Annotated in this window: 6 protein-coding genes and 3 rRNA genes; 2 read left to right on the top strand and 7 right to left on the bottom strand. The window is 65.1% G+C overall.

The features are described from left to right. Positions 1 to 7: 7 nt before the first annotated feature. The 4 genes from rrf to tyrS form a co-directional block, all read right to left on the bottom strand. A 5S ribosomal RNA gene (gene rrf / locus IEZ24_RS14155) occupies positions 8 to 125 on the bottom strand. A 105-nt stretch (positions 126 to 230) separates the two neighbouring features. Beyond that, positions 231 to 3,366: ribosomal RNA gene (locus IEZ24_RS14150) — 23S ribosomal RNA — on the bottom strand. A gap of 463 nt (positions 3,367 to 3,829) precedes the next feature. Then, positions 3,830 to 5,345, bottom strand: a 16S ribosomal RNA gene (locus tag IEZ24_RS14145). Together the 16S, 23S and 5S rRNA genes form the textbook arrangement of a ribosomal RNA operon. Before the next feature lie 578 nt (positions 5,346 to 5,923). Then, positions 5,924 to 7,189 (bottom strand): tyrosine--tRNA ligase, encoded by a 1,266-nt coding sequence (tyrS, locus tag IEZ24_RS14140; protein WP_129457140.1) that lies wholly within the window; start codon positions 7,187 to 7,189, stop codon positions 5,924 to 5,926. A gap of 73 nt (positions 7,190 to 7,262) precedes the next feature. Between tyrS and IEZ24_RS14135 the strand changes: the two genes are divergently transcribed. Beyond that, the gene (locus IEZ24_RS14135) at positions 7,263 to 8,651 is read left to right on the top strand and encodes a serine/threonine-protein kinase (RefSeq protein WP_165356222.1); all 1,389 of its coding nucleotides are present in this window, start codon (positions 7,263 to 7,265) and stop codon (positions 8,649 to 8,651) included. Positions 8,652 to 8,653: 2 nt separating this feature from the next. On the opposite strand, the gene IEZ24_RS14130 is transcribed toward IEZ24_RS14135, so the two are convergent. From IEZ24_RS14130 to IEZ24_RS14120, 3 genes are read right to left on the bottom strand one after another with little or no spacing between them, the layout of a single operon-like run. Continuing rightward, positions 8,654 to 9,322, bottom strand: a complete 669-nt coding sequence (locus IEZ24_RS14130) for a response regulator (RefSeq protein ID WP_129457142.1) — start codon at positions 9,320 to 9,322, stop codon at positions 8,654 to 8,656. After that, on the bottom strand, positions 9,319 to 10,596 hold the full coding sequence (locus IEZ24_RS14125) for a sensor histidine kinase (protein WP_129457143.1): 1,278 nt from the start codon (positions 10,594 to 10,596) through the stop codon (positions 9,319 to 9,321). Before IEZ24_RS14125 ends, IEZ24_RS14130 begins: the two co-directional genes overlap by 4 nt. Positions 10,597 to 10,616: 20 nt before the next feature. After that, on the bottom strand, positions 10,617 to 11,021 hold the full coding sequence (locus tag IEZ24_RS14120) for a hypothetical protein (protein WP_129457144.1): 405 nt from the start codon (positions 11,019 to 11,021) through the stop codon (positions 10,617 to 10,619). A 191-nt stretch (positions 11,022 to 11,212) separates the two neighbouring features. Here IEZ24_RS14120 and IEZ24_RS14115 point away from each other — a divergent pair, with 191 nt between their 5' ends. Continuing rightward, entirely contained in the window at positions 11,213 to 12,757 is a 1,545-nt protein-coding gene (locus IEZ24_RS14115) for a serine/threonine-protein kinase (RefSeq protein WP_129457145.1), read from the top strand. Positions 12,758 to 12,790 lie beyond the last annotated feature (33 nt).

Here is a 12,790-nt window from a genome sequence, read left to right as displayed (position 1 = left end):
AATGTTTGTCCGGCGGCGTCCTACTCTCCCACAACCTCTCGGTTGCAGTACCATCGGCGCTGAAAGGCTTAACTTCCGGGTTCGGTATGGGACCGGGTGTTTCCCGTTTCGCTATGGCCGCCGTAACTCTTTCAACCTCCACAAACCGGTTGGGTTTGTTGGTTGGGAACTGCGTAGTGGACGCGAACATCGTGTTCGTCTTGGTGCGCGTGTGTGGTCTTGTACGTGGTTGGGACAAGCCCTCGGCCTATTAGTACCGGTCGGCTGGGCATTACTGCTGTACACCTCCGGCCTATCAACCCCATGTTCTGTGGGGGGCCTTACCCACTTACGTGGTGGGAAACCTCATCTTGAAACGTGCTTCCCGCTTAGATGCATTCAGCGGTTATCACTTCCGAACGTAGCCAACCAGCCGTGCTCTTGGCAGAACAACTGGCACACCAGAGGTTCGTCCATCCCGGTCCTCTCGTACTAGGGACAGCCTTTCTCAAGTTTCCTGCGCGCGCGGCGGATAGGGACCGAACTGTCTCACGACGTTCTAAACCCAGCTCGCGTGCCGCTTTAATGGGCGAACAGCCCAACCCTTGGGACCTACTCCAGCCCCAGGATGCGACGAGCCGACATCGAGGTGCCAAACCATCCCGTCGATATGGACTCTTGGGGAAGATCAGCCTGTTATCCCCGGGGTACCTTTTATCCGTTGAGTGACCACGCTTCCACATGCCGTGGCCAGATCACTAGTTCCGACTTTCGTCCCTGCTCGACATGTCTGTCTCACAGTCAAGCTCCCTTGTGCACTTACACTCGCCACCTGATTGCCAACCAGGCTGAGGGAACCTTTGAGCGCCTCCGTTACATTTTAGGAGGCAACCGCCCCAGTTAAACTACCCATCAGGCACTGTCCCTGATCCGGATAACGGACCTAGGTTAGACATCTAGTACGACCAGAGTGGTATTTCAACGTTGACTCCACCCACACTGGCGTGTGGACTTCACAGTCTCCCACCTATCCTACACAAGCCGTACCAAACACCAATACCAAACTATAGTAAAGGTCCCGGGGTCTTTCCGTCCTGCCGCGCGTAACGAGCATCTTTACTCGTAGTGCAATTTCGCCGAGTCCATGGTTGAGACAGTGGGAAAGTCGTTACTCCATTCGTGCAGGTCGGAACTTACCCGACAAGGAATTTCGCTACCTTAGGATGGTTATAGTTACCACCGCCGTTTACTGGGGCTTAAATTCTCAGCTTCGGCATTGCTGCCTAACCGGTCCTCTTAACCTTCCAGCACCGGGCAGGAGTCAGTCCGTATACATCGTCTTACAACTTCGCACGGACCTGTGTTTTTAGTAAACAGTCGCTTTCCCCTGGTCTCTGCGGCCATCACCGCTTCCCCCAGCAAGTGGGTTCACGGATCCGGCCCCCCTTCTCCCGAAGTTACGGGGGCATTTTGCCGAGTTCCTTAACCATGGTTGTCTCGATCGCCTTAGTATTCTCTACTTGATCACCTGAGTCGGTTTGGGGTACGGGCGGCTCGTTGCTCGCTAGAGGTTTTTCTCGACAGCATAGGATCACCCACTTCGCCATATATGGCTCCGCGTCACGTCTCAGACTCCACACTGAAGTGGATGGTGCGGATTTGCCTACACCACGTCCTACGCGCTTGCCCACAGACAACCATCGCTGTGGCTGGGCTACCTTCCTGCGTCACCCCATCGCTTGACTACTACCAGCTCGGGTCCCACGCTCCACCCACCAGCCTCGCCCCGAAGGGTCCGGTCCGATGAGCTTCGGGTGGTTAGCATCACCAGGTTCGTCATGGGCGCAACTTCGCCGGTACGGGAATATCAACCCGTTGTCCATCGACTACGCCTGTCGGCCTCGCCTTAGGTCCCGACTTACCCAGGGCAGATTAGCTTGACCCTGGAACCCTTGATCATTCGGCGCACGGGTTTCTCACCCGTGATTCGCTACTCATGCCTGCATTCTCACTCGTGTGGCCTCCACACCTGGATCACTCCGGCGCTTCACTGCCCACACGACGCTCCCCTACCCATCCAGCGCACTGAACACCGATCAAGTCGATGCTGATGTATTCGCTGAATGCCATAGCTTCGGCGGATGACTTGAGCCCCGCTACATTGTCGGCGCGGAATCACTTGACCAGTGAGCTATTACGCACTCTTTCAAGGGTGGCTGCTTCCAAGCCAACCTCCTGGTTGTCAATGCGACTCCACATCCTTTTCCACTTAGTCACCGCTTAGGGGCCTTAGCTGATGGTCTGGGCTGTTTCCCTCTCGACTACGGAGCTTATCCCCCGCAGTCTCACTGCTGCGCTCTCACTTACCGGCATTCGGAGTTTGGCTAACGTCAGTAACCTTGTAGGGCCCATCGGCTATCCAGTGCTCTACCTCCGGCAAGAAACACGCAACGCTGCACCTAAATGCATTTCGGGGAGAACCAGCTATCACGAAGTTTGATTGGCCTTTCACCCCTATCCACAGGTCATCCCCTCAGTTTTCAACCTAAGTGGGTTCGGTCCTCCACGTCGTCTTACCGACGCTTCAACCTGCCCATGGATAGATCACTTCGCTTCGGGTCTTGAGCGCGCTACTGAATCGCCCTGTTCGGACTCGCTTTCGCTACGGCTTCCCCACACGGGTTAACCTCGCAACACACCGCAAACTCGCAGGCTCATTCTTCAAAAGGCACGCCGTCACCCCGACCAGCAAGCTGGCCATGAGCTCCGACGGATTGTAGGCACACGGTTTCAGGTACTATTTCACTCCCCGCCAGGGGTACTTTTCACCTTTCCCTCACGGTACTTGTCCGCTATCGGTCATCAAGGAGTATTTAGGCTTAACGGGTGGTCCCGCCAGATTCACACGGAATTTCAGGGGTTCCGTGTTACTTGGGAACACGCTCGGAAGCCTGCGCTTTACGTCTACGGGCCTATCACCCTCTACGGTACGGCTTTCCAACCGACTTCGACTTCCACACAGGTTTTTGACTTCCTCCAAGCACGGCAGTACTTGATGAGCGGTCCCACGACCCCCCAGACGCAACCCCTGCCGGGTATCACACGCCTGAGGTTTAGCCTCATCCGATTTCGCTCGCCACTACTCTCGGAATCACTGTTGTTTTCTCTTCCTGTCGGTACTGAGATGTTTCACTTCCCGACGTTCCCTCCACACACCCTATGTGTTCAGGTGCAGGTAACACGACATGACTCGTGCTGGGTTTCCCCATTCGGACACCCCCGGATCACAGCTTGGTTGCCAACTCCCCAGGGCTTATCGCAGGCTCCAACGTCCTTCATCGGCTCTTGATGCCAAGGCATCCACCATGTGCCCTTCATAGCTTGTCTCAACAACGTCAAGACAACACACACAAAGAGACAACACCAGCCCACCCCCCAATCAAAGAGGCAGGCCAGCAAAAACGACGCAACCCGTAAGGAAACAGGCCACGCCGACTGAACTCATACTTGAGCTCATTGAACTACTCGCAACCAGCAATCACGCCGGCTGCAAAGATGCTCGCGTCCACTATGCAGATCTCAAACAACAACCCCACCAACACCCACGACCACCCAAGTAGGACAGCCACGAGCAAAGGGAGGACCAGAACAACCAACCAAAACGGCTGATCCTTCAGGACCCAACAGTGTGCTTGACCCCATCCCCCACCAACGCAGGGCCATGAGTAACCAGACCACCAACACCCCAGACAAGCTGGAACATCAGCACCCTGACCATCGACGATTCCACTAGTGAACACCACCATGCGTGCCAGGACATTCGCCTGACATCGGGGCGTGTGCTCCTTAGAAAGGAGGTGATCCAGCCGCACCTTCCGGTACGGCTACCTTGTTACGACTTCGTCCCAATCGCCAGCCCCACCTTCGACGGCTCCCTCCACAAGGGTTGGGCCACCGGCTTCGGGTGTTGCCGACTTTCGTGACGTGACGGGCGGTGTGTACAAGGCCCGGGAACGTATTCACCGCAGCGTTGCTGATCTGCGATTACTAGCGACTCCGACTTCATGGGGTCGAGTTGCAGACCCCAATCCGAACTGAGACCGGCTTTTTGGGATTCGCTCCCCCTTACGGGATCGCAGCCCTTTGTACCGGCCATTGTAGCATGCGTGAAGCCCTGGACATAAGGGGCATGATGACTTGACGTCATCCCCACCTTCCTCCGAGTTGACCCCGGCAGTCTCCTATGAGTCCCCACCATTACGTGCTGGCAACATAGAACGAGGGTTGCGCTCGTTGCGGGACTTAACCCAACATCTCACGACACGAGCTGACGACAGCCATGCACCACCTGTACACCCCCAAAAGAAGCCCCATCTCTGGAGCGGCAGGGTGTATGTCAAACCCAGGTAAGGTTCTTCGCGTTGCATCGAATTAATCCGCATGCTCCGCCGCTTGTGCGGGCCCCCGTCAATTCCTTTGAGTTTTAGCCTTGCGGCCGTACTCCCCAGGCGGGGCGCTTAATGCGTTAGCTGCGGCACGGAATCCGTGGAATGGACCCCACACCTAGCGCCCAACGTTTACGGTGTGGACTACCAGGGTATCTAATCCTGTTCGCTCCCCACACTTTCGCTCCTCAGCGTCAGGTCATTCCCAGAGAACCGCCTTCGCCACCGGTGTTCCTCCTGATATCTGCGCATTTCACCGCTACACCAGGAATTCCGTTCTCCCCTGAATACCTCTAGTCTGCCCGTATCGAAAGCAAGCGCCGTGTTAAGCACGGCGTTTTCACTCCCGACGCGACAAACCGCCTACGAGCCCTTTACGCCCAATAATTCCGGACAACGCTCGCACCCTACGTATTACCGCGGCTGCTGGCACGTAGTTGGCCGGTGCTTCTTTAGTGGGTACCGTCACTTGCGCTTCGTCCCCACCGAAAGAGGTTTACAACCCGAAGGCAGTCATCCCTCACGCGGCGTTGCTGGATCAGGCTTCCGCCCATTGTCCAATATTCCCCACTGCTGCCTCCCGTAGGAGTCTGGGCCGTGTCTCAGTCCCAGTGTGACCGGTCACCCTCTCAGGCCGGCTACCCGTCGAAGCCATGGTGAGCCATTACCTCACCATCAAGCTGATAGGCCGCGAGCACATCCCTGGCCGAAAAACTTTCCACCACCATCACATGCGTGAAGTGGTCATATTCGGTATTAATCACCGTTTCCGGTGGCTATCCCAAAGCCAAGGGCAGATTACTCACGTGTTACTCACCCGTTCGCCGCTCGAGTACCACCGAAGTGGCCTTTCCGCTCGACTTGCATGTGTTAAGCACGCCGCCAGCGTTCGTCCTGAGCCAGGATCAAACTCTCCATCGAAAACCATCAACCCCCACCACCAAAGCAGCAGGAGCGACTATCAATAAGAGCCACATCCCCTGACCGAACAAAACTGACATCAATTGCCAGAATCATTGTCAAAGAAACCGCGACACCAAACAAAACCAGTGTCAACGGGGCATAACAAACTAATTCGTCGACTAATCAAACACACTGTTGAGTTCTCAAGAATCAGACGCACCCACATCGCGATCCGGTGAGGATCTCGGTTGCGTGAGGCAACTGGTCAAACCTAGCGAGCGATTCGCAGACGTGGCAAATCCTCGTCTGTCTCACTCTGACCCGGTGGTGTCACCGTGACCGATGACCGCTTCGGGTTGTCCTGCCCGGGGCCGGGAGCCCGGCCTGACCGGCCTTGCTCCCCGCCGCTCCCTGGCGACAGACAGAACATTATGCCGCGCGGCCAGATCGCGCAAATCGAAACGGTGTGACCGCGGGCACATCGACGTTTCCGCAGGTCAGAGGCTTGTTGGGGCTGCTGGGGCGGTTGGGGCTCGGTGTCGGACGTCCGTCGGCGCGTCCGACACCGAGCCCTGCTGCACCCTGCCGGGGACTGCTCAGCCCACGTGGATGCCCGCGAAGTTCTTCTTCCCGCGTCTCAGCACCAACCACGATCCCGCGACCAGGTCGTCTGCACCCGGCTGCAGGTCGGGGTCCTCCACGCGCTGGTTGTTGAGGTAGGCGCCCCCCTCAGCCACGGTGCGGCGTGCCTCGCCCTTGCTCTTGGCAAGGCCGGCGGACACGAGCAGGTCCAGGATGCCGGGGAGGTCGCCGGCCGGGAGGGACGTACCTCCCGCCTCGCGCAGTGCCGCGGCCAGCGTGTCGGGCTTGATGCTGCCCAGGTCTCCCCCGCCGAACAGCGCCGCGGCGGCTGCCTTGGCCTGCTCGACCTCCTCGGCGCCGTGCACCAGGGCGGTGACCTCGTCGGCGAGGCGCTTCTGCCCGGCGCGCAGGAAGGGCTTCTCCGCGGTCTGCTGCTCGAGCTCGAGGATCTCCTCGCGGGTGAGGAAGGTGAAGATCCGCAGCAGCTCCCCGACCTTCTCGTCCTCGACGTTGAGCCAGAACTGGTGGAAGGCGTAGGGAGAGAGCATCTCCGGATCGAGCCAGAGGGCGCCCCCCTCGGTCTTGCCGTACTTGGTGCCGTCGGTCTTCGTGATCAACGGCGTGGCGAAGCCGTAGGCGTTCTCGCCCGTCACCCGGCGTACGAGCTCCGCGCCGCCGGTGATGTTGCCCCACTGGTCGGAGCCGCCGAACTGCAGCCGCACGCCGTGCTCGCGGAAGAGGTTGAGGTAGTCCATGGACTGCAGCAGGACGTAGGAGAACTCGGTGTAGCTGATGCCGGACTCGAGACGACGCTTGACCGTGTCGCGCGCGAGCATCCGGTTCACCGGGAAGTGCTTGCCGATGTCGCGCAGGAAGTCGATGGTCGACAGCGACGCCGTCCAGTCGTAGTTGTTGACCGTGGTCGCGGCGTTGGACCCCTCGAAGGACACGAAGCGCGAGACCTGCTGGCGCACGCGCTCGGTCCACTCCTTGACCGTGTCGAGGGAGTTGAGCGTTCGCTCGCCGGAGTCGCGTGGGTCGCCGATCATGCCGGTGGCGCCGCCGACCAGGATGTAGGGCGTGTGGCCGGCGTCCTGCAGGCGACGCGCGGTGACCAGCTGGACCAGGTTTCCCATGTGGAGGCTGGGCGCGGTCGGGTCGAAGCCCACATAGAACTTGACGCTCCCCTCGCCCAGCGCCGCGCGGAGCGCGTCGCGGTCGGTGGAGTGGGCGACGAGGCCGCGCCACTCCAGCTCGTCGAGGACATTCGGGGTCGTCACGTGGATTCCTTCGGGTGGTCTGGGGTTGGTGGACGGGCACTAGCCTAGGGCGAGGATTCAGGAGGTACGGCACGTGATCGCAGGCAGGTACAGGCTCGAGCGGGAGATCGGTCGGGGTGGCTCCGGCACGGTGCACCTGGCCCTCGACGAGGTGCTCGGCCGACAGGTCGCGATGAAGCGCATCGGGCTGATCCCGGGCTCGGACAACGCCGAGCTCGAGCGCGCCGAGCGCGAGGCGAGGCTCGCCGCCGCGCTCAACCACCCGCACGTCGTGTCGGTCTTCGACCTGGTGGACGCCGACGACGTCCGATGGCTGGTGATGGAGTACGTCGACGGCGAGACGCTCAGCGACCGGGTCCGTACGTCCGGGCCGTTGGAGGCGACCGAGGCGGCCGCACTGCTGGCGCAGACCGCGGACGCGCTCGTCGAGGCCCACGGCCTCGGGATCGTGCACCGCGACGTCAAGCCCAGCAACATCCTGATCGCCGGCGGTGCCGCCAAGCTCAACGACTTCGGCATCGCCCGCGCCGCCGACGACCCGTCGCTCACCCAGACCGGACTGGTCACCGGCTCGCCCGCCTACCTCGCGCCCGAGGTGGCGTCGGGGTCGTCGGCCACCCCGGCCAGCGACGTGTGGTCCCTGGGCGCGACGCTCTACCACGCGGTCACCGGCAGGCCGCCGTACGAGGTCGGGGACAACCTGATCGGCGCGCTCTACAAGATCGTGCACGAGGACCCGCCGCGCCTCCCCGGCGACCACCCGATGGCGGGGCTGCTGACGGTGATGATGAACCGGGACACCGAGGCGCGCTGGTCGATGCCGCGCGTCCGTGACGAGCTGGCCCGCATCGCCCGCGGTCAGCGCTCGACGATCCCCGCTCCTGCGCCCTCGCCGGCCGCACCCCGCGAGGAGACCGGCGTGCTGCCCACGGTGCAGCAGCCTGCGGCCGTACGTCCGGCCGCGCGCCCCGGGCGCCCCCACGCCCGTCGGTGGAGCCTCATCGCCGCGGCCGCGGTGCTCGCGGTCTCGGCCGTGGTGGCGGCGTACGTCCTCGCCGGTCGTGACACGCCCGAGGCGGCGCCTGACGACACCCGCACGCCCCGGGCCTCGGCGACCACGAGCAGCAGCAACAGCACTCCCCCGCTGTCCGCGGAGGACACCCGTGAGCAGATGGACGCCTTCATCACCTCCTACCTCGCGACGGTCACCTCGGATCCCGAGGCGGCCTTCCAGCAGCTGACGCCGGAGTTCCGCGAGGCCAGCGGTGGCTACGAGGGATACATCGGGTGGTGGGGGAAGGTGCGCTCCGCGACGCTCGAGGAGGTCGAGAGCAACCCGTCGGACCTGACGGTGGGCTACACGGTGGCCTACGTCATGGAGTCCGGGGAGCGCGACACCCAGCGCGTACGGCTCCAGCTCGAGCGCCTCGACGACAAGCTGCTCATCGCCGGCGAGGGATAGTCCTACGGCTGGTCGGGACGACCGGTCCCACCGACGCCGCGTCGTTGTGCCCACAGCGCCGCCTGCGTGCGGTCGGCCACCCCGATGCGCTGGTAGGCCGAGGTGAGGTGGGCCTTGACGGTGCGCTCGGTGATGCCGAGCCGGAGGGCGATCTGCTTGTTGAGCAGGCCCTCGACGACGAGGCGCAGCACCTCGGCCTCGCGAGGTGAGAGACCCGGGACGTCCGCAGCAGGTGGAGCCGACCCGGTCTCGCTGCGCGCGGTCCGCGCGAGCAGGCGCCGCGCGGCCCGCGGGTCGAGGGGCGACTCCCCGCGGGCGACGGCGCGGATGCCGTCGAGCAGCGCCTCCGGCTCGGCGTCCTTGAGCAGGTAGCCGACCGCTCCGGCCTCGATCGCCGCGTCGATCCTGGAGTGGTCGGAGAAGGACGTCAGGACCAGCACCTCGGTGCCCGACGCCTCACCGACGATCGCGCGGGTGGCCTCGACGCCGTCCATGACGGGCATCTGGAGGTCCATGACGGCGACATCGGGCCTGAGCTCGCGCACCAGGGCGACGGCCTCGCCACCGTCGCGGGCCACCCCGACCACCGCGAGGTCCTCGGTGGACTCGATGAGGCCGGTCAGGCCGCGCCGGACGACGGCGTGGTCGTCGGCCACCACGACTCGGATCATCCGGCCGGGACCTCCATCCGGACGACGGTGCCGTCCCCGGGCGCCGACTCGACCTCCAGCGTGCCGGCGTGCTCGCGGACGAGGCTCCCCGCAGCCCGCAGCCCGAAGTGGTCCTCGCCGACGACGGCGTCCGCGGCGTACCCGATGCCGTCGTCCACGACCTCGAGCACCATCCGGTCGCCCTCCCGCCGCACCGTGAGGGACATGCGTCCGGCGCGCGCGTGCCGTGCCACGTTGCGTACGGCCTCCTGTGCCACCCGCCACAGGAGTGCCACGGCCGGTTGCGACGCGTCCTCGGTGCCGGTCACGTCGACGTCGACCTCCACCCCGCTCGCGACCAGCGGTGCGACGAGGTCGTCGACCGCGGCCGCGAGGCCGCCGGTGTGCAGGTCTGGTGGGTAGATCTCCACGAGCAGCGACCGCAGGGACCGCATGCTGACCCGCAGCGACCGGCCGACGGCCTCGAGCTCCTGCCGGCCGGCCCCGCCGGACCTCGCTGCCAGGGTCGACAGGGCCAGCGACGACCCGGCGAGGTCCTGGACGACGCCGTCGTGCAGGTCACGGGCGATGCGCAGGCGTTCGGCGTCGGAGGCACGCACCGCTGCCTCGAGCAGGCGCTCGCGCTCCCGGGCGGCCCGTGACAGGCGGCGCGAGAGGAGCAGGACGAGCGGCGTGCCGAGGGCGACGAGGGCGAGGAGCGCGCCGAGGGTGATCGGGAGGAAGCGGTCGAGGATCCGCGCGCGGCTCTGCCGGATGTCGTCGACGCCGAGGTAGGCCTCGAACAGCAGCGGCTCGCCCTCGGGGGACTCGATGCGGGTGTAGACCTCGAGCAGGTCGCCGCCGAGCGCACGCTCGAACCGGTTCTCCGGCCGGTCGAGGTCGGAGAGCTCGGCCTCGGTGCCGCCGTTGCGGAGCACCTCGACCTCGTCGTCGCCCAAGGGGTAGACGGCTCCGATCAGCTCGGTGCGGTCGCTGTAGAGCACCGTGCCGTCGGCGTCCCACAGCTTGACCCGCAGGACGTCGCCGATGAGCAGCCGGTCCAGCGCCGTACGGTCCAGGCGGTCGATGGCGGCCGCGTCACCGTCGACCAGACCGGGCGGGATCTCGGGCTGGGCGACCGAATGCGCGAGCACCCACGTGAGCGACCGGGCGTCGGCGATCGCCTCCTCGTCGGCCGCCGAGCGACTGAGGGCACTGGTCGCGACGACCACGACGACGAGCGTGACGAGTCCCGCGGCGAGGAACTGCGCCACGGGATTCGTCAGCCAGCGCATGGGGCGTACCTCCGGTGAGGTCAGTAGTTGACCACACCGCGGCACACCTGGCCGTCGCGCACGGCACGGAGGACGAGGGTGTCGGTGCCGGCGAGGTCGACGACCTTGCGCTCGACCTCGAAGGAGCCGCTGCGTCCGGTCGTGGTGCCGACGCCGCGGTCGCTCACGGAGCCGTTGTGGCGCAGGGTCCAGCGCCAGCGCTGGCCCGGGACGTTGCTGTCGATCTCGCCCTCGACCTCGAGACGGCCGTCGTCGGTCTTGACCTTGAGCTTCCAGTCGGCGCTGCCGCTGCAGCTGCCGGTGCGGATCACGCGGTCGTCGTCGTCACTGCTGGCTGAGGCCGCGGGTGCGGCCAGGCCGGCGCTGAGGGACGCCGTGAGGCAGGCGACGGCGAGGGCTGCTGGGATGGTCTTCGTGCTGGACATGGGGTCCTCCTCGGTAGGTGTGACCAGCCTGTCCCTCTGCGCCCGCGCCGACGAGCTGTCCGATGGTGCTAGTACCTCCCGGGGGCGGTTCCCCCGACCCTCCCGGAACGGTCCGGAGGACTGGTCCCCACGGGTGAGGACGTACCGCGGGTGGTGACTAGCCTTGGAGGTCAGCCACGGAAGGGGCCCACGTGATTGCAGGCAGGTATCGCCTGGAGAGGGAGATCGGTCGCGGCGGCGCAGGCGTCGTCCACCTCGCGCACGACGAGCTGCTGGACCGCCGCGTCGCGGTCAAGCGCATCGGCCTGCTGCCGGGGACCACCGACGACGACGTCCTGCGCGCGGAGCGGGAGGCGCGGCTCGCCGCCGGGATCAACCACTCGCACGTCGTGTCGATCTTCGACCTCGTCAAGGACGACGACTGCTACTGGCTCGTGATGGAGCACGTCGACGGCCGTACGCTCGCCGAGCTGGTCGCCGACGAGGGGCCGCTGCCGGCGCGTCGCGCGGCCGCGATCCTCGCCCAGGCCGCCGACGCACTCGTCCAGGCCGGGCGGGCCGGCATCGTCCACCGCGACGTCAAGCCCAACAACATCATCATCAGTGCGGACGACCACGCGAAGCTCGGTGACTTCGGGATCGCCCGGGCGGCCAGCGACGCTGCCCTCACGCAGACGGGCATCGTCACGGGCTCCCCCGCCTACCTCGCGCCGGAGGTCGCGTCGGGCGCCCCGGCGACGGAGGCCAGCGACGTCTGGTCCCTCGGCGCCACCCTCTACCACGCCGTCGCCGGCCGGGCGCCCTACGACGTCGGGCAGAACGTGCTCGGCGGTCTCTACCGGATCGTCAACGGCGACCCGCCGCGGCTGCCCGCCGAGGACCCGATGTCCGGGTTGCTCGCGGTCATGATGGTCAAGGAGCCCGAGCGGCGCTGGCCCGTGGCGCGGGTGCGCGACGACCTGAGGCGGATCGCCCGGGGCGAGCCGAGCACCGCGCCCGCGCCCGTGCCGTCCGACTCCTCCCACGACTCCTCCCGTGACGACGCCCCGACGGCACTGCTGGCGACCGGCGCAGGTGCCACGCCGACCGGTGACCCCGAACCGACCACGCGCACGACTGCCGCCCCCGTGGTCCCCCGTGACGCGACGGCCGAGGACGCACCGGCCCCACCGCTCGCCTCCCGGCGCTCGCGCAGGCTGCCGGTGGGCGCCGTCGCGGCGGCGCTGGCACTGGTGCTGCTGCTGGGGCTGGGAGCGTGGCTGCTGTGGTCCGAGGACGAGTCCCCCGACCCGTCGGGCGGCTCGTCGGAGCCGACGACGTCGGACTCGCAGGAGCCCAGTGTGGAGCGGACCGAGGAACCGACCGAGGAACCGACCGAGGAACCGACCGAGGAGCCGACCGAGGAACCGAGCCCGTCCGACGGGCCGGGTGCGACCCGGGCGGCGATGCGCACCTTCGTCGAGGACTACTTCGCGCAGGTCACCTCGGACCCCGAGACCACCTTCGCGATGCTCACCCCGGAGTTCCAGGCGGCGAGCGGGGGCTTCGAGGGCTACTCGGGGTTCTGGAGCACGATCGAGTCGGCCACCCCACGCGACATCCGGGCCGACCCGCAGTCGCTGACGACGACGTACACGATCGAGTTCGTCACCACGTCGGGCCGGACCACGACGGAGCAGGGCAGCCTGCAGCTGGCACGGCAGGGAGACCGTCTCCTCATCGCAGGCGAGGGATGACCTCGCACATGGTCCTCGTAGGTTCTCGTAGGG

The organism is Nocardioides ganghwensis, assembly GCF_014779655.1.
In the GTDB taxonomy this organism is placed as follows: Bacteria; Actinomycetota; Actinomycetes; order Propionibacteriales; family Nocardioidaceae; genus Nocardioides; species Nocardioides ganghwensis.
The sequence above is the reverse complement of the archived record's forward strand: the minus strand, read 5'-3'. Positions and strand labels throughout refer to the sequence as shown.

Bases quoted from the DNA above. Each gene is read 5' to 3' on its own strand.
- IEZ24_RS14130 (WP_129457142.1), bottom strand. From the start codon at position 9,322: ATGATCCGAGTCGTGGTGGCCGACGACCACGCCGTCGTCCGGCGCGGC.
- IEZ24_RS14125 (WP_129457143.1), bottom strand. From the start codon at position 10,596: ATGCGCTGGCTGACGAATCCCGTGGCGCAGTTCCTCGCCGCGGGACTC.
- IEZ24_RS14120 (WP_129457144.1), bottom strand. From the start codon at position 11,021: ATGTCCAGCACGAAGACCATCCCAGCAGCCCTCGCCGTCGCCTGCCTC.